Origin of the sequence: Pseudomonas rubra (assembly GCF_028656935.1) — a bacterium.
Taxonomy (GTDB): Bacteria; Pseudomonadota; Gammaproteobacteria; order Pseudomonadales; family Pseudomonadaceae; genus Aquipseudomonas; species Aquipseudomonas rubra.
In genome coordinates this window covers 1-20,317 of record NZ_JAMDGZ010000063.1, presented here as the reverse complement: position 1 = coordinate 20,317, position 20,317 = coordinate 1, and the positions used below count along the sequence as shown (strand labels likewise).

The window sequence follows — 20,317 nt, the reverse complement described above, 5'->3', positions numbered from 1 at the left end:
GACGAAATCGGCACAGGTTGCCATTATTTGGTGGGAGGCAAATGCTCGAAGAGGGTCTTGCAGACGCCGGCAATGTGTTCATCAAGCAGCCGGACCGCCCGCTCGACATCCTGGGCTCGGCAGGCGTCGAGGATGTCGCGGTGTTCGTGATCGGCGCGCTCCTTGCCGGCCGACAGGCTCATCTGCATGCGCAGGTAGCGCTCCAGCTTATCGTTCACCGAGCGGATCATGTTGACCAGGAACGGGCGCTGCGCAGGTTCGTACAGGCAGGCGTGCAGCTCCCAGTTGAGCTCGGCCCAACGGCCGACGTCGTTCTCGCCGACGAACTCCTGGCAGATGCGTTCGGCGCGGGCGAAGGTCGCGTCTGTCATGTTCGGGATGGCCAGGCGCAGGGCCTTGTCCTCAAGCAGCATGCGCACTTCGAACATCTGCGCCAACTCCGCTTCGGACATGCGTGTGACCATCGCCCCGCGATTGCGCTGGAACATCACCAGGCCTTCGGCCTCCAGGCGCTTGAGCGCTTCGCGCACCGGGATCTTGCTGACGTTGAACTGGCGGGCGATGTCGTCCTGGCGGATCGGTTCGTCTTCGGCGAAGTGCCCGGCAATGATTGCATCGCGCAGGTGACGGGTGATGATCTCCGAGGTCGAAGGCGTGTTGCCCAGGTCCGGGGCGTTGAGGCGGGGTACGGTCACGGTGGCGTCGTCCGAAGTTATTTCTGGATATGGTATACGAAACTATCCAGGCACGGCGCCACACCTGGCAGACGGACAGCCGTGGGGCGGGTTTAACGGATGAAATGCACCTTGCCGGTGTCGTCGTTGCCCATGTAGATCCCGTACACCCCGGCTTGTCGTTCCTCGATGTAGCGTTCGAGAATCTGCCGGATTGCCGGGTAGTAGATCTCGTCCCAGGGAATGTCCTCGGGGGCGAAGAACCGGTAGTCGAGGGTTTCCGGCCCGTACTGGCCGGTGATCTCCAGGGCCGTGGCGCGAAAGATGATGTACACCTCGCTGATGCTCGGCACGCTGAAGATCGAGTAGGGCGAGAGGATCTCGCCACGTACGCCGCTTTCTTCCCACAGCTCGCGCAGCGCCGCCTGCTCGGTCGTCTCGCCGCTTTCCATGAAGCCTGCCGGCAACGTCCAGGTGCCCGGGCGCGGCGGGATCGCCCGTTGGCACAGCAGGTACTTGCCGTCCTGCTCGATGATGCAGCCGGCGATGATCTTCGGGTTCACATAGTGGATGTAGCCACAGGCGTTGCACAGCAGGCGCTCGTGGGTGTCGCCGCTGGGCCGTCCCTGGTGCAGCTGGGCAGTGCAATGCGGGCAGTAACGCGGGACGGCGGGCATGGTCAGCGGCCTATGCGGGGTTCTTTGAGGGCAATGGGCGCGGCGATGTCGCGCACCTTGCTGTTGTCGTTCTGTTTCAGGCGCAGGTAGTCCAGTGCCACCTTGGCAGCGGCGCGCACGTGATCGACCGAGGCCTGGTGGGCGGCCAGCGGGTCGCCGCTCTTGATCGCTTCGACGATTTTTTCCATTTCCTGGTTGCTGGCGCCGCGGCGGTTTTCCTGGGACACCGAGGTGGCGCGCAAGTAGCTGATGCGCGCCTGCAACTGGCGCAACTGGGTCGCGGCGACATGGTTGCCCGAGCCTTCAAGCAGCACATCGTAAAAGCCCTGCACCGAGTCGATCACCTGCTGCAGCTCGCCTTCTTCCAGGGATTTGCGGTTCACTTCCAGGGCTTTTTCCAGGGCGCGGATGTCCTTGGCCTTGGCGTTCAAGGTGAACAGCTGGACGATCAGGCCTTCGAGCACGCAACGCAGCTCGTAGATGTCGCGGGCGTCTTCCAGGGTGATGATGGCTACCCGCGGACCCTTGGCATCGGCGAACTCCACCAGGCCTTCGGACTCCAGGTGGCGCAGGGCTTCGCGCACCGAAGTGCGGCTGACGCCAAGACGCTCGCACAGGTCGCGTTCGACCAGGCGATCTCCGGGCAACAGCTGGAAGCTCATGATCGCTCCGCGCAGTTTGTCGAGGACGATTTCACGCAGGGTGACGGGGTTGCGGTTGACCTTGAAGCTGTCGTCGAGAGGCTGGCGTTTCATCATCGGTGCTCTGCTGAAGGCTGTTGCAGTGGAACAGCCCATCGTTATCGGGTGGGCTCCGAGTCGGCCTCGGCGAAGGCTTCGCGGGCCAGCCGGAAACTGTCCACGGCTGCGGGCACACCGCAATAGATACCGACTTGAAGCAGGATTTCGCGTATTTGCTCACGACTCAGACCGTTACGCAAGGCGCCGCGTATATGCAGCTTGAGTTCGTGCGGGCGGTTGAGCGCGGAAATCATCGCCAGGTTGATCATGCTGCGTTCCTTGAGCGACAACCCGTCGCGGCCCCAGACATGCCCCCAGCAGTATTCGGTGACCAGCTCCTGCAGGGGCCGGTTGAAGTCGTCGGCGTTCTCGATCGATCTGTTGACGTAGTCCTGGCCCAGCACCTGGGTGCGGATCTGCAGGCCTTTTTCGTACATGTCGTTGTGCATCACTGTGCTCCCAATCAGTCAGGCCAGCGGCGGCAGGGCGCCGAGTTTGCCTTTGTGATAGATCATCGGTGTGGCCGGTTGCTCGGGCAGGATCAGGTGCTTGACCGCGCCGACGATGATGGCGTGGTCGCCGCCATCGTACTCGCGCCACAGCTCGCACTCGATGATCGCCGTGGCGTTGCTCAGCAGCGGGTTGCCCAGCGCGCTCAGGTGCCAGTCGATGCCCTTGGCCTTGTCTTTGCCCTTGCCGGCGAAGGCGTAGGCTTCGGCGGTTTGCCCGGCGGCCAGCAGGTGGATGGCGAACTGCTTGCTGTCACGCAGCACCGGGTAGGTGTCGGAGGCGTAGTTGGGGCAGAACAGCACCAGCGCCGGATCGATCGACAGCGCACTGAAGGCGCTGGCGGTGATGCCGACGATGCCGCCGTCGGCGTCCAGGGTGGTGACCACGGTGACGCCGGAGGGAAACGAGCCCATCACGTCTTTGTAAATGCCAGGTTCAATCATGGACGGGCGCTCCTAACGCATGACAAAGGGGTCGGGCATGGGCGCGGTGGAGAGGTTGATCCACACCGTTTTCAGCTCGGTATAGGCCAGCACCGAATCGATGCCGCTTTCACGGCCGTAGCCGCTGTTCTTGAAGCCGCCGATCGGCGCCATGGCCGACACCGCGCGGTAGGTGTTGACCCAGATGATCCCCGAGCGCACGTCCCGGGCCAGGCGATGGGCGCGGCCCAAGTCGCGGGTCCAGATGCCGGCGGCCAGGCCAAACTGCGAGTCGTTGGCCATGGCCAGCGCCTGGGCTTCGGTCTTGAAGCGGATCACTGCCGCCACCGGGCCAAAGACTTCTTCCTGCATGATCTTCAGCGAGTGGCTGTCGCATTCGAACAGGGTCGGCTGGTAGTACCAGCCATCGCCTTCGACCTCGGCGCGCTGGCCGCCCAGGCGCAATGTCGCGCCTTCGGCCTTGGCCGCCGCCACCAGGCTTTCGACCACCGCCAGTTGCTGGGCGGTGGCCATGGGGCCCATTTCGCTGCTTTCATCCTGCGGGTTGCCGATCTTGATGCGTTTGGCCCGCTCGATCAGGCGCTCGACGAATTCGTCGAAGATCTCGTCTTGCACCAGCAGGCGCGAGCCTGCCACGCAGCTCTGCCCGGAGGCAGCGTAGATGCCGGCCACCGCGCCATTGATGGCGCTGTCCAGGTCAGCGTCGGCGAAGATGATGTTCGGCGACTTGCCGCCCAGTTCCAGCGACAGTTTGGCGAAGTTCTCGGCGCTGCTGCGCACCACATGGCGAGCGGTGGCGGCGCCGCCGGTGAAGGCGATTTTGCGCACCAGCGGGTGGCGGGTCAGGGCGGCGCCAGTGCTTGGGCCAAAGCCTGTGACGACGTTGACCACCCCGGGTGGGAAGCCGGCTTCAAGGGCCAGGCGTGCCAGCTCAAGGATGGTCGCCGAGGCATGCTCGGACGGTTTGATGACGATGGTGTTGCCGGCCGCAAGCGCTGGCGCCAGCTTGATCGCGGTCAGGTACAGCGGGCTGTTCCAAGGAATGATCGCCGCCACCACGCCGATCGGTTCGTGCACGGTGTAGGCAAACAGCTCAGGCTTGTCCAGCGGCAGGGTGCCGCCTTCGAGCTTGTCGGCAAGGCCTGCGGTGTAGTGGAAGAATTCTGGCAGGTAACCGACCTGGCCGCGGGTCTCGCGGATCAGCTTGCCGTTGTCGCGGCTCTCCAGTTGGGCCAGGCGCTCTTTATTGTCGCCGATCAAATCACCCAGGCGGCGCAACAGCTTGCCCCGGGCAGTGGCGGTGATGCTGCGCCAGGCGGGGTTATCAAAGGCTCTTTGCGCGGCCTGTACCGCCAGCTCGACATCGGCTTGCGCGGCATCGGGCAGTTGTGCCCAGGCCTGCGCGGTGGACGGGTCGAGGCTGTCGAAAGTTTTGCCGCTTAAGGCATCGCGCCACTGGCCGTCGATGCACATCTGGAAGGGTACAAGTGTCATGCAACGATCCCCTTGGCTGTATCGGAGAGGGCTCGGGCGCGCCCGAGAAAGTCCAGGAGCATCTGGTTGACCAGGCGCGGCGACTCTACCGGCATCATATGCCGTTGCTCGGCCAGCACCACGCTCTGCGCCCCGGGAATGCGCCGGGCCAGTTGCTCGCTCATGGCCGGGGTCGAGCCCAGGTCCCATTCGCCGGTGGCGATCAGCGTTGGTACCTGGATGCTGCCCAGGTCGTCGGCGCGGTACATGTCTTGGGTGGCGAACAGCTCGTAGGTGGTCAGGTAACCCTGCGGATCGTTACTGGCCAGGGTCTGGCGAAGGGCCGCGATCTGCGCCGGGTTGGCCGCCTGGTACTCGCGGCTGAACCAGCGTGCCAGGGCCGCTTCGGCGTTGGCGTCGGGGCCGTGCTCGGCAGCTTGAGCGGTGCGTGCGATGACCCCGGCGCGCTGTTCGGCGCTGCGGTTGAATACACTGTTGAGTACCACCAGCGCGGCCAGGCGCTGCGGGTAGTGCAGGGCGAAGGCGCGGGCCACCAGGCCGCCCATGGAAAAACCGATGATGGTTGCCTGGGGCACTTGCAAGTGCTCAAGCAGCTCGGCCAGTTGTGCGGCATAGCCGGGCAGGCCAGTGCCTGCGGCCGGACGCGGGCTCTGGCCATGGCCGAGCATGTCGTAGGCAATCACCTGGTAGTTGCTGGCCAGGCCGACGATCTGCCCGCCCCACATTTCTTTGTTCAGGCCCACGCCGTGGATCAACACCACGGGTTGGCCTTGGCCGGTCGCCAGGTAACTGGTGCCGGCCGGGGTGCGTTCAGCAGCAGGCTGCATCATCGCTCACTCCTGGGGCGTCATTATTGTTATTGCGCTTTTTCAGCGGCCAGCTCTTCCAGGTCGATGTAGCGGTTGCCGATGCGCGGGTGCAGGCGGCCACCGTCGGCGCAACCGAGCACCACGACGATTTCGTCGGCGCGTGGGGCGTCTTCGATCTGCATTTCCAGGGTGATGTAGTGCGAGCGCAGGCCTTCGTCGTCCTTGTGCATCATCGGGATCTGGATCGAGGTGCCCGGGCCGCCCCGCTTGTTGGTGAAGCTCAGGTAGCTTTTGGCCTGGACCGCTTCGCGGTAGTGGTTGCCAAACCGCAGGGTGTGGATCACTGCCGAGGCGTGTTCGATCTCGCCCTCGGCGCCGACCACGGCGGCCTTGCCGTAGGCCTGGATCTTGTCGGCGCCACCGATGGCTGCGCACAGGCGCTCGACCATTTGCGCGCCCAGATCCGAGCAGTGGGCACGGATCTCGGGCTTCAAGTCGTCGACAAAGCCGCGACCCAGCCACGGGTTCTTGATCACCACCGCCAGGCCGACCATGGTCACCGGCTTGGCAGCGGCCTTGCCGCCTTCAATCAGGGTTTGTTCGCTGTAGGTGACGATCTTGCGGATTTCGAAACTCATGGGCTGCTCCGGTGCAGGGTATTGGTCTTGTTGTCTGATGGTATACCATAATATTTGACGTGCAAGGGCTTCCTGCAAATTTCTCTGCGTGGGGGACGGGTGGGAGGTAGAAAAGCATCGCGGGGCAAGCCCGCTCCTACGGGCCGGTAGGAGCGGGCTTGCCCCGCGATCAGCGATTACTTGCGCGCTTCAAGAATCAAATTGAACGGCGTCTCGGTCGCCCGGCGAAAGCGCTTGAACCCGGCCTCTTCAAACACCGCCCGCAGCCGCGCCTCGCCAGCCTGGGCGCCAAGCCCGAGGCCAACTTCCTGGGACAGCGAGTTGGGCGTGCAGATAAAAGTCGAGGCGGCGTAGAACAGCCGCCCGACCGGCGTGCTGTTCTCATCCAGGGTGTCGTTGGCATAGGGCTCGACCAGCAGCACCGTGCCGTCGGCTTTGAGCGAATCATAGGCATGCCGGGCGGCGCCGACCGGGTCGCCCATGTCGTGCAGGCAGTCGAAGTAGCAGATCAGGTCGAAGTCGTTGCCGGGGAAGTTCTTGGCGCTGGCCTGGACGAACTGCGTGCGCTCGGCCACGCCGCCTTCGGCGGCACGCTGGCTGGCGATGCTGATCGACGGGGCATGGTAGTCAAAGCCACTGAAACGCGAGGCGGGGAAGGCCTGGGCCATAATCACCGTCGAGGCGCCATGACCACAGCCGACGTCGGCAACCTTGGCGCCGGCCTGGAGCTTGTCGATCACGCCACTCAGTGTCGGCAGCCATTGGCTCACCAGGTGGGCACGGTAACCGGGGCGGAAGAAGCGCTCGGTGCCGCTGAACATGCACGGGTGATGATCGCCCCAGGCCAGGGCGCCATCGCCGCGCATGGCGGCGACCAGTTTGTCTTTGTCGTGAAACAGTGCGGCGATCACCGAGGCACCACCGGCGGCATACACCGGTGAGTCTTCGATGGCCAGGGCCATGGCCTGTTCTTCGGGCAGGCGAAAGCGCCCGTCGCGGTGTTCCATGTAACCGGAAGCCGCCTGGGCGCTCAGCCATTCGCGCAGCAGGCGGGCATTGCAGCCGGTCTTGTCGGCCAGCTGTTCGGGGGTGGTGAACTGGCTGTCGGCCATGGCCCGGTACAAACCGAGCTCATCGCCGAGGATCAGGTTGGCAAGCATTGCGGCGGCGCCCATGTCGGACACCAGCTTGCCCATGAAATCGTTAAGCCTGGCTTCGTCCATTGCGTGTTCTCCTCCAGGAAGTCCAACGTCAACGGGGTTGCCAGCGCTGCCGGCAACCTCGGGCCAATGTGGGGTGGGGCAACCCTTAAGTCTAGTTCGCCTGGAAAAACTCCAGCAGGTGCTGGCTGAACGCTTCGTCCGCTTCTTCCATGACGAAGTGCCCGCAGTCGGCGATGACACAACCGCGCAAGTCCTCGGCATGCGCCTTGAGGGTCTGTAGCGGCACCTCGGCGGTGGCGTGCTCGGCGCCTATGGCCAGCACCGGCATGAGCAGACGCTGGTGGGCGCGTTGCTGGTTCTGGGCGATGGTCTGGCGAATCGAGCGGTAGTAGGCCAGCCCGCCACTGAGGCCGCCCGGTTTGCTGTAGGCCTTGATGTAGGTATCGACGGCGACGCGGTCGACATGGTGCGCCCAGCGCTCGAACATGAACGTCAGGTAACGGTCCTCACGGCCACTGATCAAGGCCTCGGGCAGGTCGTGCAACTGGTTGAAGAGAAAGTGCCAGATGAAGATGTTCTGTTCGGCGCTGACGAAGATCGGCGGCGCCTCGGCAAGCCCGGGGATCACCGCTTCGCTGAGCACCAGTTGGCTGACCGCCTCGGGGAAGTCGCAGGCCAGGGCGTAGCCGACCCACATGCCCACATCATGGCCGGCCAGGCGATAACGCTGATGACCCAGTTGGCCCATGGCCCGGTGCAGCAGTGCAGCGATGGTGCCGGTGTCGTGACCGTCGGCGGCCGGGTCCGACAGGCCGGTGCCCGGCAGGTCGACGGCGATGGCCTGGTAACCTTGGCGGGCTAGGGCGCTCATTACGTGCCGCCAGGCGTACCAGGTCTGCGGCCAACCTGGGATCAACAGCACCGGTTGGCCGCTGCCGGCCAGCACGCAGTGCAGACGGCGACCGGGTTCCAGGTTCAGGTAGCGGTGTTCAAAGCGAGGTTCGGGGGTTGTTGGCATCGTGCTGCACTCCATGTGAACAGGGGAATTCAAGCCAGGCCCAGGAGGGTCTGGATTTGTTGCGGGTCGACCGGGGCGCCGGCAAAGTCATCGAAGGTACGGGTGGTCACCGGGATGATGTGCTCACGGATGAACGCTGCGCCTTCGCGTGCGCCGGCTTCCTGGTCTTTCAGGCAGCACTCCCATTCCAGCGTCGCCCAGCCGGGGAAGTCGTACTGCGCCAGCTTGGAAAAGATCGCCTTGAAGTCGACCTGGCCGTCGCCCAGCGAGCGAAAACGCCCGGCCCGATCGTTCCAGTCGCAGTAGCCGCCGTAGGTGCCCTGGCGGCCGCTGGGATTGAACTCGGCGTCCTTGACGTGAAACATGCGGATGCGCGAGTGGTACAGGTCCAGGTAGTCGAGGTAGTTCAGTTGCTGCAGGACGAAGTGGCTGGGGTCGAACAGCAGGTTGCAGCGTGGGTGGTTATCCACCAGCTCAAGGAAACGTTCGAAACTGCTGCCATCGTGCAGGTCTTCGCTGGGGTGGATCTCGTAGCAGAGGTTGATGCCGTGTGCATCGCAAGCATCGAGGATCGGCCGCCAGCGCCGCGCCAGCTCCTCGAACGCCGCCTCGATCAGGCCTGCCGGGCGCTGCGGGAAGGGGAACAGGTAGGGCCAGGCCAGGGAGCCTGAGAAGGTGCCCATGTCGGTCAGGCCCAGGCGTTGCGAGGCCTTGATTGCCAGGTGCAATTGTTCCAGTGCCCAGGCCGTGCGCTCCTTGGGTTTGCCGTGCAAGGCCTGCGGGGCGAAGTTGTCGCACAGGGCGTCATAGGCCGGGTGCACTGCGACCAACTGACCGAGCAAGTGGGTGCTCAGTTCGCTGACCTGCAGCCCATGTTCGGCCAGCATGCCGCGCAGCTCGTCACAGTAGGTCTGGCTTTGGGCAGCCAGTTCCAGGTCGAACAGGCGGCGATCCCAGGCTGGCACTTGCAAGGCTTCGAAGCCATGGCCGGCGGCCCAGCGGGCGATTTCGCCAAGGCTGTTGAACGGCGGTTGTTCGGCGCTGAACTGGGCCAGGTGCAGGCTGGGTCCTTTGAGGGTACGCATGGTGATTTCCTATTGTTTGTCGATCGACAAATAATAGGGTGGCAACGGGCTTGCGTCAACTGCTTTGCAAGGTAGAATTCGCCGCAACTGATTGGATGGACACACAACCCATGGCCGGACGTCCCCGGGAATTCGATCGTGACCAGGCCCTGCACAAGGCCTTGGTGACCTTCTGGCAATACGGATACGAAGGCACCTCGATGGCCTTGCTGGTCAATGCCCTGGGCATTGCGTCAGCGCGTATCTACGCAGCCTTTGGCAGCAAGGAGCAGTTGTTTCGCGAAGTGGTGGCGCTGTACCTGGCCGAACAGGGTGGCTTTACCGAGCGCGTTATCCAGCGCAGCTTGCCGGTGAGTGAGGCGGTGCAGCAGATCCTTGCCGATGCCATCACCACCTACACCGCCGCCGACAGCCCGCGGGGCTGCCTGGCCGTCTCCTCGACCGCCAGCGGCGGGCCGGATATCACGGCTGTGCTCGACTGGATGAGCGAGCTGCGCCGCCAGCGCACCCAGTCGATCATCGACCTGCTGCAGCAGGCCCACGGCCGTGGCGAACTCAAGGCTGATGCCGACCCCGAGGCGCTGGGCGACCTGTTTGCCACCTTGCTGCACGGCATTGCCATTCAGGCCCGCGACGGCATTGCCGCACCGCGCTTGCAGGCGATGATCAAACCGGCGCTGAGCGCGCTACACGGCGCCTGCGCCTGACTCAGCGGGCCTGGCCGGAGGAGCGCTGCCTCAGGGCCTTGCTGACCTTCGCCTGGATTTCGTAGGCCGGGGCTTCGACGGCGTTGAAGTCGCGCGAATAGCGCCGGGCGAACTCCTCCACTCCCCATTGCTGGTACTGCTGCACATGCTGCAGCTCGTGGGCCCAGAGCGCGACGTTGTCCTGGGCGTCGGCTTCGTTGCGAAAGACGATGATGTCGATCAGGGTCACGGCATTGACGTCGGGGTTCTGCAGCAGCGCGTTGGCACTGTCCAGGGCCTGTTGATCGCCGACCTTGTAGCGCGCCGCATCGAGCACCTGGAAGTCGTAAAAGGGTTCGAGCTGGGCGCGGATGTGCAGCGGGATCGGCAGCACCGTGCCGGCCGCCGCAGTCGCGCGCGCTTGCTGCAAGGCCAGGGCCAGGGAACTGCTGGCCACGCGCCCGAGGTCGTCAAGCACGCTGCCGGCCTGGCCGGGGTCGATGGGTGAGCAGATACAACTGCCTAGGCAAATTTCGTACTGGCCGACCGGGCAGGCGGCGAGGGCGGTAAGCGGGACAGTCAGGGCCAGGCTCAGCAGCAGCGACTCAAGGGGCTTCATGCAAGGCCCCGGTGATGAAGTCGCGGGAGGCCTTGAGCACCTGTTCCTGAAGCGGCTCGCTGGCGAGCATGCGGGCAATCAACAGCGCGCCCACACACTGGCTGAGCAGCGCCCAGGCCAGGTCCGGATCTTCCAGGGTCTGCGTCCAGGCGTGCTGCAGGCTGCACAGCCAGTGCTCGGCTTCAGCGCGCACGGGTAACTCGGCGCGGGCGATTTCCGCACCCAGGGTGGGGATCGCGCACCCGCCTTCGACATTGTGCAGATGCGCCATGCTCAGGTACTGGTCAAGGCAGCGTTCCAGCCGCGCACGATTCATGGGTTGCTGGGCAATCGGGCTGCTGGACAGCTCGCGGCGTACCACCTCGGTGAACAGGTCGTCCTTGGACGGGAAGTGGTTGTAGAAGGCGCCGCCGGTCAGGCCGATGGCTTTCATCAGCCCGGCCACGCCGGTGGCCGCGAAGCCACCGCGCTTGGCCAGGGCGCCGCTGCTTTCCAGCAGTTTCTGCCGGGTCTGTTGTTTGTGGGTGGTGGAATAGCGCACGCCGACACGCTCCGCAGGGCTGGCTTGACGAAGCCTGAATCATAGCATAGCGTTCGTTTACTAAATGATCGTTTACCAATGGAGGCAAGACATGACTCAAGGCAAGAAGGTGGTACTGGTGGTTGGGGCCGGCGATGCCACCGGCGGCGCGATTGCCAGGCGTTTTGCTCGCGAGGGTTATGTCGCCTGCGTGACCCGGCGCAGTGCTGACAAGCTGCAACCGCTGGTGGACGATATCCGCGCGGCCGGTGGCGAGGCGCATGGTTTTGCTTCGGATGCGCGCAAGGAAGAGGAGGTGGCGGCGCTGGTTGAGGCGATCGAAAGCACCATTGGCCCGATCGAGGCTTTTGTCTTCAACATCGGTGCCAACGTGCCCTGCAGCATTCTCGAAGAGACCGCGCGCAAGTACTTCAAAATCTGGGAGATGGCCTGTTTCGCCGGCTTCTTGACCAGTCAGGCCGTGGCCCGGCGCATGGTCACCCGCAAGCGTGGAACCATCCTGTTTACCGGTGCCACCGCCGGTTTGCGCGGCGCTGCCGGGTTCGCCGCCTTTGCCGGGGCCAAGCATGGTATTCGCGCCCTGGCCCAGAGCATGGCCCGGGAGCTTGGGCCGCGCAATATTCATGTCGCCCATGTGGTGGTGGACGGCGCTATCGATACCGCCTTCATCCGTGACAGTTTTCCCGAGCGCTATGCCCTCAAGGACCAGGACGGCATTCTCGACCCGCAGCACATTGCCGACAGCTACTGGTTCCTGCACAGCCAGCCGCGCGATGCCTGGACCTTCGAGCTCGACCTGCGGCCGTGGATGGAGCGCTGGTAAACCCTCCCACAACAACAAAAATAGGAACTGCTGCCAATGAGCAAGACCGTCGAATTTTTCTTTGACCTGGGCAGTCCGGCCAGCTATCTGGCCTGGACCCAACTACCTAAACTGTGCGCCCAGCACGATGCGCAATTGCTGTACCGGCCAATGTTGCTGGGCGGGGTGTTCCAGGCCACCGGCAATGCTTCGCCAGTGATGGTGCCGGCCAAGGCCCGGCATGTGTTCGTCGATTTTCAGCGCTATGCCAAGCGCTATGGCGTGACCCTGGCCTTCCCTCCGGGCTTTCCGATCAACACCCTGGGCCTGATGCGCGGCACCGTTGCCGTGCAGCGCTATCAGCCGGAGCGATTCGAGACTTACCTGAGCGCGATGTTCCAGGCCCTGTGGGTGCATCAGCGTAATCTTGGCGACCTGCAGGTGCTGGCCGCTGTGCTGCAAGAGGCCGGTTTTGATCCTGCGCAGTACCAGGCATGGACGGCCGAGCCAGTGGTCAAGGCGGAACTCAAGGAGGCCACCGAAGAGGCGGTGCACCGCGGTGTGTTTGGCGCACCCACCTGCTTTGTCGGCGAGCAGATGTTCTTCGGCCAGGACCGCCTGGCGTTCGTCATCGAGGCGTTGGCGGAGCAGGACAGTCAAGTGTAGCGGCATTATTTTCAACAACTGTATGGTCGAGGCGACTCGGGACTCCGTTAGTGTCAGTGCAGCCCAATAAAAAACAGGATGCCTGCCATGCTCGGCTCACTGGACCTGCTCAGCGCCTTCGTGCTGTTCGCCTTCGTCTCCTCGATCACCCCGGGGCCCAACAACACCATGTTGCTGGCCTCCGGGGTGAATTTTGGCGTGCGTCGTTCGATTCCTCATGCGCTGGGCATCAGCGTTGGCTTCATGGTCATGGTCCTGGCGGTAGGCTTTGGCCTGGGCGAGGTGTTCCAGGCCTACCCGCCGATCTATACCGTGCTGCGCTATGTTGGCGCCGCTTACTTGCTGTACCTGGCGTATAAGATTGCCACCTCCGGGCCACTGTCGGTGAGTAACGCCGACAGTCGCAACCCGCTGGGGTTCTGGGGGGCGGCGGCCTTCCAGTGGGTCAATCCGAAGGCCTGGGTCATGGCCGTGGGCGCGATCACCACTTACACCCCGGCCCAGGGTTACGTCATTAACGTAATCGTCATTGCTGCCGTGTTTGCCCTGGTCAATCTGCCCAGCGTTTGCGTCTGGGTAATGTTCGGCAGCGCCTTGCGCACGGTACTGCAGAACCCGCGCTGGCTGATGTTGTTCAACCTGCTGATGGCGGCATTGCTGGTGATATCGCTGTATCCCTTGCTGTTTACAGGAGCAAGCTTTGCTTAGACCGGGGAGCAGAGCATTGAATTAATTAACACCTAGGGACTTCGCTGCCGGGGTTTGCTGGTTTCTTTTGTCTAATCAAGGAAACCGGCATGGACAATGCGCCAGATATTTCAATTGACCACTTCATCCGCCAGCGCCTGCCTGCCTGGCTGCAGGGCCCGAACCCGGAACTGATTCAAGGGCTGCAAAGCCTGCTCATCGAGCATGACCGGGCGCAGCGCCAGCTGCAGCAGGTGCTCGACCGCATTGAGCCGCTTGAGGCCTTCGCCCTGCCCAGGCTGCAAAGCGCCATGGCAGCGGCCTTCACCCCGACCCTCGATGCCCGACTGTGCCGATTGCGCCGTGTGACACTGGTACGCAGCAGCATCCCAACTGGCGTTACTTCGCTGAGGTTCATCTCGCACAGCCGCGACTTCAGCCTGCTGGTGGCAGCTTTGCAAAATTTCAGTGCCGATGAATTTTTTGGCCAGGGCAGTATGCTCGTTGATGCCAATGGCGCCATGCTGAGCATTTCCCCTGAAAGCCGTGCTGGAGCCGACAGAAACGAATGCCGAGCAGCATGTGACCTTGATACTGAAACAGGCGATGGAGTCGCAGTTGCGCGTGGCCGCCCAACGGGCAGTGATCGAGGGGGCAGTGGACGCCGACAACCACGCCAGCCTGCTGCAGCTGCTGGGCGATCACCAACCCCCGGGTACCTGGGGCATGAAAGCCTATCAGCTCAACCTCCTCGGCAAGCGCCTGGTGGGGGTCAGTGGCTTCGAGTGCCGCGAGTGGTTTTCGGCGCAGTCCTGGGCCACGCCGGTGCAGTCGGTGCTGCTGTATGTACCGGACGATCCGCTCCAGGCGCTGACTCAGCATAAATCCTGGGCAGACGCTTACACCGCACTGTCCAAGCGCTTCGACACTCCGGGTTATGCGGCATTTTTCCAGCGTTTCGTGCGTCAGCGCGATCGCGTGCAGTTCGCCGCAAGTTATGTCAGGCAACAGAAGGCAGGCACCGATGGCGTGCCCATTGAGCTTGATGGCCGGCACTTCGGCTATGCCAGCGACTGGTTGACAGCCCAGGTCCGCTCACGCCGTGAAACCATCTTCGATGACGCCTTGCAAATGGCGGTGTCCACCGACGTCGAGGACCATAACCTTCGCCAGCAGCGTCTGCAGGCGCTGGAAGAGGCGGGACTGGACCTGGCGAATCTACTCGGTTTATTTGTCCCGGGGGTCGGCGAGGCCATGCTCGGTGTGGCCGCCGCACAACTGTTGGGTGAAGTGTTTCATGGCCATGAAGCTTGGCAGCAAGGGGACCGTGAAGGCGCGCTCAACCACCTGTGCAACGTTGCCCAGAACCTGGCTGCCAATGCCGTGTTGGCAGGTGGCGGCTGGGCGCTGGGCAAGGTGTGGCAGCGCTCGGCATTCGTCGATGAAATGCTCCCGGTGCGCCTGGCCGATGGCCAACAGCGACTTGGTAATGCACCGCCGCTGGAGAATCCGGCTGACTGGCCGGACGGTCTTGGCCTGCTCAGGCGTTTTGCCGGTGAATGGCAGTTGGCAAGCGACCGCCAACTGCAGCAGGTCATGGAGGTGACGGGCACCACCTACGCCCAGTTGCGGCGCTGGCATGTTCACGACCTGGCAGTGCCCGCACTGATGCACGACGCCCGCTTGCGCCTGGCGCTCGACGAGCAGCTCAATGCTGCCATCGCCCAGTGCCTGAGCGGGGAGGCGGGAACCCCCTGCGCGCAGTTGCAGGGCACGCGTCAGGCGTCTTTTGAGTTTCTCTACAACGGCCAACAGGCGCCGCTGGAGGAGGGCGCCCGTGTCCTCAGCAGGCAATTTCCCGGATTGCCGGCCAGCGTTGTGCAAGAACTCATCGCCTATGGCGAGCCTGCCCAGCTTGAGCGCCTGAACAACCAGGGCCGCGTGCCGTTAGCCATGGCCGAGCAAGCCCGATGTATGCTTGAAGCGCTGCGGGTCAATCGTGCTGTGCAAGGTTTTTTCCTGGACAACCCGGCGGCGGCTGATACTCGCCAGTTGGCCCAGGCGTTGCTGCCGCATTTGCCCGGATGGCCCGTTGGGCTGGGGTTTACAGGTTCTGGCAGCTATCGCCAGGGTAAGGACTATTTTCTCGAACTGGCGGCGGCGCTGTCAGCGGACCAACAGCAGGCCATGGCCCTGGACGCCAGCGACCCGGCAGCCGATTTGCGTGCACGGCTGGCAGCGCTGGCTGTTGCGCGGCGTGCCCAGGCCCTGGAGCTGCTCGGCGTGCCCCGGCCCGCGCGAGTGTTCAACGCACCGCAGCGCCTTGCTGATGTTCGCCTGGGGTACCCGCTGAGCCCGGGATTTAGTGCTGGCAACCGCGCCGCATACCGTGCCGTTCGGGAGCTGTATCCAAGTTTCAGTGAGACCGAGGTCAATGAGTTTCTCGCTGAAGTCCGCACCGGGGGGCGAGACTTCTGGACGGTGGTGGGCGAATTGCAACAGGCTCTGGGCGAGCTCAATGAAGTCCTGTATGCCTGGCGCACCGCTCCCGGTGCCAGCCAGCCGCTACGCAGCGCCAATCGTGCACGCGTTGCCACCTTGCTGCGCCAGTGCTGGCGACGTCAGTCGCTGCGCTTGCGCAACCGTGGCTTTGACTATCGATTACGCCTCGTCGACGAGGATATCGGTCAGTTGCCGACCCTGCCCGATAGCGTCCAGTTCAACCACGTGCAAGAGCTGATACTCAACCGTTTGGGCCTGCACAGCATTGCCGATGGCTTTTTGCGCAGCTTTCCCAACCTGCGCTGGCTGGATGTGGTCAACAATTCCCTGACCCACGTCCCGGCCGAATTGACTCACCTCCAGCAACTGACCTGGCTGAACCTGCGGCACAATAACGTCGCCTGGCGGCCGGCTGACAATACCTTGCTGGCGGCCTTGCCGCGGCTGGAGGTGCTGGACCTGGAGCACAACCCGATTCGCCGTAACCTGGATGTCGCCGGGGTACCGCGCCTGCGCATACTCAGGGTGCGCAATACCCAGATGGTTGCTGTGCCGGGTGGTTTGCTGAGCAGGCCGCTGCTGGAAAGCGCCGACCTGCGCGACAACCCGATCGTGGTCCTGCATGAAGGCCTGTTCAACGCGCCACGGCGGGTGCTGGAGCGGATCAATTTTCACGACAACCCGTTGGATGCAGTCAGCCGCCAGCGCTTGCTGGACTTTGAACGGGCCAATCGGTTGCCGGCTCTGGCCGGCTACAGCCATGCGCGCTTCGACCAGTTGCGCGAAAATTGGCTGATCGGTACCCCAGCTGAGCAACTGCCCGCGCTGTCGCAACGTTGGGACGCGGTACAGGCTGAACCTGGTGCCCATGCGCTGTTTCGCATGCTCGGCGACTTGCGCCAGACGGCCGACTACCAGCGCCATGCCACGGAACTGCGGCGTCGGGTGTGGGCCGTGCTGGAGGCCTGTGAACAGAACAGCGAACTGCGCCAGGAACTGTTTGCCCTCGCAGCCCAGCCGCGCAGTTGCGCAGACAGTGTGGCATTCAACTTCAGTGCCCTGGAGATCCGTACCTTCGTCGCCACGGCGGTGGTGGGCATCATGCCACAGGGGCGCGAGGCCGCTCTGTTGAAGGTGGCCCGGGCGCTGTTTCGCCTCGATGAGGTCGATCGTCTGACCCGCGTGCAGATTGTCGCGCGCGAAGCCGAGGATGAAGCCGTGGATGAGATTGAAGTGGCCTTGGCTTACCGCAGCGGCCTTGCCGCCGATCTTGACCTGCCTGGCCAACCGCGCTCGATGCAGTACCGTTTTAGCGCAGACGTCAGCGCCGCCGACCTCAAGCGCATGCGCGCCGAGGTGCTGGCCAGAGAGGCAACCCCGCAGTTGGCGGAGTCGATCGCCAGCCGCGACTTCTGGGTGGCCCATCTCAAGGAAACCTTTGCCGACCAGCTCGAAGCGCTCAACCAGCCGTTCTACCTGCGCATGGAGCAACTGATGAGCCGCGAGAGTGACATGAGCGATTTGAGCTATATGCATGGCATGAACGACATCGGCACAGCCCAGGAACAGGCACAAAAGGCCTGGGTATTGCAACAGACGCTACAGGCCTTGCAGCGGTAGAATCGCCGCTTTCCATTGATGAGTGTGCAGGCCCATGCAGTTGATTCCCTGGTCCCACGACACAAGTGCCGGTTTCACCCTGCGCGGCTGGCGCTCTGCTGCCAGTGGCAAGCCGTTGCTGCATTTCCTGCATGGCAACGGCTTTTGCTGCCTGGCCTACCAGCCGTTGCTGGCGCGCCTGGCCGAGCATTTCGACCTGTGGCTGTGTGATGTCCAGGGCCACGGCGACAGTGATCATGGCGGGCCGTTCGCCGGTTGGAACCGCACCGCGACGCTGGCCATCGAGGCTTTCGAAGCGGGGCGCGGCGAGTACGACGAGGTGCCGCGCTTTGCTGTCGGCCACAGCTTCGGCGGGGTGCTCACCGGCCTGATGCTGGCGCAGCAACCACCGCTGTTCCAGCGCGCGGTACTGCTCGACCCGGTGCTCTTCACCCGTTCGATGATGGGCATCATGGGCGCTGCGGCACTGGTCGGCCTGCACCGTCGCCACGCCCTGGCCCGCAAGGCCGCCACCCGCCGCAGCCACTGGCCCGATCGCAGCGCCGCGCGGGCGTCACTGGAAGGTCGGGGGATCTTCAAGGGCTGGAGCGAGTCGGCGTTGCAGTCCTACATCGAACACGCCATTGGTGACTGCGGTGAGGGCGTGGTGCTCAAGTGCCGGCCCAGCCGCGAAGTGGAAATCTTCAGCTCCTTCCCGCGGCGCATGTGGGCATCACTGGCCCAGGTACACACCCCGACCCTGGTGCTCTATGGCGAAAGCACTTATCCCTTCGTGCCGCAGTCGGTTCAGCGCTGGGCTCGCAACAACCCTCAGGTCACGGCCAACCAGGTGCCGGGCGGGCACTGCTTTATGCAGGAAGATGCGGCGAAGTGCAGTGAGTGGGTGGAAAAGTTCCTGTTAGGTTGATCAGAATCGGGATCAGGATGAAGGTACAATGCCACCATTGTTTGTCAGCCTATCCCGGACCGAAAGAACTTACGCATGATGCCTGCGCTCGATACCTTGATCAGTTTTGCCACTCGCTGGGGACCTCAATTTGGTGGGATCAACAGTTTCAATAGTGACCTGCTGGGGGCGTTTTCTGCGCTGTACTATCGCCAGGCCCGGACTGTCTGTGTGGTGCTTTGGGCCAGTGAACAGGAGCGCGATGATGCCGCAGCCCAGCAGGTAATGCTGATTTCGCTGGGGCTGGAGGAGCAAAAGCAGTTTGCATCCGGCCACGAGCATATGGCTTGGCAAGCGTTGGCAGCGGCAGGGATTGAGATAGATGCGCGGTGCGTCTGGTTGGGGCATGACCGCATTACCGGTGCCATTGCCCTAGCGTCGAAGGCGCGAGGTGGACGGTCGGCATTGATCCACCATATGAGCTATGAACGCTATGAGCCCTTTGTCGAGAACGCCCAGCGGGCCAGGGCGAAAGAGGATGAACAACGGCAATTGTTTCAGGCTGCGGACGTGGTGATGGCTGTCGGCCCGCTGCTACGCGATGCGTTGTACGACATGCTCGACCATGAGTCGATCCCAATGTTGGTTCCGGGATTGGCGGAAATAACTGCCAAGCGTGAACCCAAGACATTGAAAGGATTCTTGAGTGGGCGTCTGAGTGCTGACGCAAGGAAAATCAAACAGGCGCATCTGGGGGTTGCAGCGTTCTCCCAGGCGATTCGTCAAGCAGACGCACAACCGGAAATGCCCAACAGGTTTCAGGGCAAGAACGAACCAAAGTTGTTGTTGCGTGGCGTAGATTTCGAAAATATCACGCAAGGCGCCGGTGACGATGCGGAAGCGGAGCTGCGACATTACGCACAGGAGCAAGCGGGGCGTGTGGTCAACATCCAGCCTCTGCCTTTTACTGCGCAACGGCAGGTACTGTTCGACGACTTGCGAGGTTCATCCGTTGCAATGATGCCGTCCTGGCATGAAGGGTTTGGCCTGGTAGCCTGGGAGGCGATCGCCGCAGGCGTGCCGCTGGTGCTGAGTGTGAAAAGTGGTGCGTACAAGTTGCTCGAAGAGCTTGAACACGGGGCTTACAAGTCCTGGGTCACGACAATGGATGTCGAAGGCAACGAGCAGGCGCCTTATCATTCAGCAACTGATGTAGAACGGCTGGTCAAGGCGTTGACGCTGATTGCCCATGACCCGTCCAAACGCCACGATGCCTTTCGCCTGCGGGAGAAACTGTGCGGCCTTTATTCGTGGGCGCAGTGCGCGCAGTCCTGCGGGCAAGCATTGGGTTGGGTGTTGGAGAGCGCTCCGGTGCAGGTGCATGAACAGCGTCCGAATGCACCGCTTGCTACCGACACGACTGCGCCAATCGAGACGGTCGCGAGTCAGGTCCTGCCTGGTTTTGTATTACCCAAGGCAACCTGGCGGCCGAGACAGGGCTTGAGCGACAGTCAGCTCTTGCGTGCCGAAGAGGCAATCGTGCCTTTCGATGCCAACCGTGAACCCTTTCTGCTAACGCAGTTGGAGTGGGTACAGCGATCTGACTTTACCTTGCAAGTGCGTTTGCTCTGTGGCCCAGGGGGTGTCGGCAAGACGCGCATGGCACTGGAAATGTGCCGACGGATGCAACTACAGGGATGGAATGCAGGATTTCTGGCGGGTGAGTGTGACACCGACAAAGTGCAGGAACTGGCTCGGAGCCTGGTTGCAAGTCCAACCCCCAGTTTGATCGTGATCGACTACGCCGAGACCCGCCAGCCGCTTCTGCTTGCCCTGATCAAGGGGCTCAAGGACAAGTCGCAGATTCAGCCAGTACGTTTACTTCTGTTAGCCCGCGCCGGGGGCGAATGGTGGAACGTGCTGCCCGGCAAAGACAGTCAGTGTGAGGACGTGCTGGAAGGGCCCGCTACTAGCGGCCCGTTCATTCTGCCAGCACTCCATGCAAATCCCGACGCTAGGCAATCGGCTTATAACAAGGCTTTAGGGATTCTCCGATC

General features: G+C 63.1%; 21 protein-coding genes. 7 read left to right on the top strand and 14 right to left on the bottom strand.

Going from position 1 to position 20,317, the window contains the following annotated elements; all coding sequences use genetic code 11:
- Nucleotides 1-23: 23 nt before the first annotated feature.
- The 11 genes from M5G17_RS24185 to M5G17_RS24135 all read right to left on the bottom strand — a co-directional run bounded on the left by M5G17_RS24185 (nucleotide 24) and on the right by M5G17_RS24135 (nucleotide 9,251).
- Nucleotides 24-695, bottom strand: coding sequence for a GntR family transcriptional regulator (locus M5G17_RS24185; protein WP_273895386.1), 672 nt, complete (start codon nucleotides 693-695; stop codon nucleotides 24-26).
- Between the two features lie 92 nt (nucleotides 696-787).
- Nucleotides 788-1,351 carry an NUDIX hydrolase gene (locus tag M5G17_RS24180; protein WP_273895385.1) on the bottom strand — a complete coding sequence of 188 codons (564 nt, stop codon included), beginning with the start codon at nucleotides 1,349-1,351 and terminating at the stop codon, nucleotides 788-790.
- Between the two features lie 2 nt (nucleotides 1,352-1,353).
- Complete coding sequence (locus M5G17_RS24175) at nucleotides 1,354-2,106, bottom strand: GntR family transcriptional regulator (protein WP_273895384.1); 753 nt, start codon at nucleotides 2,104-2,106, stop codon at nucleotides 1,354-1,356.
- 44 nt (nucleotides 2,107-2,150) lie between these two features.
- A complete protein-coding gene (locus tag M5G17_RS24170) occupies nucleotides 2,151-2,540 on the bottom strand; it encodes a carboxymuconolactone decarboxylase family protein (RefSeq protein ID WP_273895383.1) in 390 nt (129 codons plus the stop codon).
- Nucleotides 2,541-2,558: 18 nt separating this feature from the next.
- Nucleotides 2,559-3,044, bottom strand: coding sequence for a flavin reductase family protein (locus tag M5G17_RS24165; protein ID WP_273895382.1), 486 nt, complete (start codon nucleotides 3,042-3,044; stop codon nucleotides 2,559-2,561).
- 12 nt (nucleotides 3,045-3,056) lie between these two features.
- On the bottom strand, nucleotides 3,057-4,538 hold the full coding sequence (locus tag M5G17_RS24160; protein WP_273895381.1) for an aldehyde dehydrogenase: 1,482 nt from the start codon (nucleotides 4,536-4,538) through the stop codon (nucleotides 3,057-3,059).
- A complete protein-coding gene (locus M5G17_RS24155; protein ID WP_273895380.1) occupies nucleotides 4,535-5,368 on the bottom strand; it encodes an alpha/beta fold hydrolase in 834 nt (277 codons plus the stop codon). The genes M5G17_RS24160 and M5G17_RS24155 overlap by 4 nt, the downstream gene beginning before the upstream one ends.
- 26 nt (nucleotides 5,369-5,394) lie before the next feature.
- Nucleotides 5,395-5,985, bottom strand: coding sequence for an amino acid synthesis family protein (locus M5G17_RS24150; RefSeq protein WP_273895379.1), 591 nt, complete (start codon nucleotides 5,983-5,985; stop codon nucleotides 5,395-5,397).
- Between the two features lie 176 nt (nucleotides 5,986-6,161).
- Nucleotides 6,162-7,208 carry a class I SAM-dependent methyltransferase gene (locus M5G17_RS24145; protein ID WP_273895378.1) on the bottom strand — a complete coding sequence of 349 codons (1,047 nt, stop codon included), beginning with the start codon at nucleotides 7,206-7,208 and terminating at the stop codon, nucleotides 6,162-6,164.
- A gap of 91 nt (nucleotides 7,209-7,299) precedes the next feature.
- The gene (locus M5G17_RS24140; RefSeq protein ID WP_273895377.1) at nucleotides 7,300-8,166 is read right to left on the bottom strand and encodes an alpha/beta fold hydrolase; all 867 of its coding nucleotides are present in this window, start codon (nucleotides 8,164-8,166) and stop codon (nucleotides 7,300-7,302) included.
- A gap of 29 nt (nucleotides 8,167-8,195) precedes the next feature.
- Nucleotides 8,196-9,251 (bottom strand): sugar phosphate isomerase/epimerase family protein, encoded by a 1,056-nt coding sequence (locus M5G17_RS24135; RefSeq protein ID WP_273895376.1) that lies wholly within the window; start codon nucleotides 9,249-9,251, stop codon nucleotides 8,196-8,198.
- A 110-nt stretch (nucleotides 9,252-9,361) separates the two neighbouring features.
- Here M5G17_RS24135 and M5G17_RS24130 point away from each other — a divergent pair, with 110 nt between their 5' ends.
- Nucleotides 9,362-9,958 (top strand): TetR/AcrR family transcriptional regulator, encoded by a 597-nt coding sequence (locus tag M5G17_RS24130; protein ID WP_273895375.1) that lies wholly within the window; start codon nucleotides 9,362-9,364, stop codon nucleotides 9,956-9,958.
- A gap of 1 nt (nucleotide 9,959) precedes the next feature.
- Here M5G17_RS24130 and M5G17_RS24125 read toward each other — a convergent pair whose 3' ends face one another.
- The gene (locus M5G17_RS24125) at nucleotides 9,960-10,556 is read right to left on the bottom strand and encodes an eCIS core domain-containing protein (protein ID WP_273895374.1); all 597 of its coding nucleotides are present in this window, start codon (nucleotides 10,554-10,556) and stop codon (nucleotides 9,960-9,962) included.
- Complete coding sequence (locus M5G17_RS24120) at nucleotides 10,543-11,097, bottom strand: TetR/AcrR family transcriptional regulator (protein WP_273895373.1); 555 nt, start codon at nucleotides 11,095-11,097, stop codon at nucleotides 10,543-10,545. The genes M5G17_RS24125 and M5G17_RS24120 overlap by 14 nt, the downstream gene beginning before the upstream one ends.
- Before the next feature lie 91 nt (nucleotides 11,098-11,188).
- On the opposite strand from M5G17_RS24120, the gene M5G17_RS24115 reads away from it, so the two are divergent.
- From M5G17_RS24115 to M5G17_RS24105, 3 genes are all read left to right on the top strand, one after another.
- Entirely contained in the window at nucleotides 11,189-11,920 is a 732-nt protein-coding gene (locus tag M5G17_RS24115; RefSeq protein ID WP_273895372.1) for an SDR family oxidoreductase, read from the top strand.
- Between the two features lie 36 nt (nucleotides 11,921-11,956).
- Nucleotides 11,957-12,565 carry a 2-hydroxychromene-2-carboxylate isomerase gene (locus tag M5G17_RS24110; protein ID WP_273895371.1) on the top strand — a complete coding sequence of 203 codons (609 nt, stop codon included), beginning with the start codon at nucleotides 11,957-11,959 and terminating at the stop codon, nucleotides 12,563-12,565.
- A 78-nt stretch (nucleotides 12,566-12,643) separates the two neighbouring features.
- On the top strand, nucleotides 12,644-13,273 hold the full coding sequence (locus M5G17_RS24105) for a LysE family translocator (protein ID WP_273895370.1): 630 nt from the start codon (nucleotides 12,644-12,646) through the stop codon (nucleotides 13,271-13,273).
- 110 nt (nucleotides 13,274-13,383) lie between these two features.
- Here M5G17_RS24105 and M5G17_RS24100 read toward each other — a convergent pair whose 3' ends face one another.
- A complete protein-coding gene (locus tag M5G17_RS24100) occupies nucleotides 13,384-13,677 on the bottom strand; it encodes a hypothetical protein (RefSeq protein WP_273895369.1) in 294 nt (97 codons plus the stop codon).
- Nucleotides 13,678-13,834: 157 nt separating this feature from the next.
- On the opposite strand from M5G17_RS24100, the gene M5G17_RS24095 reads away from it, so the two are divergent.
- From M5G17_RS24095 to M5G17_RS24085, 3 genes are all read left to right on the top strand, one after another.
- Nucleotides 13,835-17,374, top strand: coding sequence for an NEL-type E3 ubiquitin ligase domain-containing protein (locus tag M5G17_RS24095; RefSeq protein ID WP_273895368.1), 3,540 nt, complete (start codon nucleotides 13,835-13,837; stop codon nucleotides 17,372-17,374).
- A 34-nt stretch (nucleotides 17,375-17,408) separates the two neighbouring features.
- Nucleotides 17,409-18,281, top strand: a complete 873-nt coding sequence (locus M5G17_RS24090; RefSeq protein WP_273895367.1) for an alpha/beta fold hydrolase — start codon at nucleotides 17,409-17,411, stop codon at nucleotides 18,279-18,281.
- A gap of 75 nt (nucleotides 18,282-18,356) precedes the next feature.
- On the top strand, nucleotides 18,357-20,317 hold a 1,961-nt coding region (locus M5G17_RS24085), incomplete at its 3' end, for a glycosyltransferase (protein ID WP_273895366.1).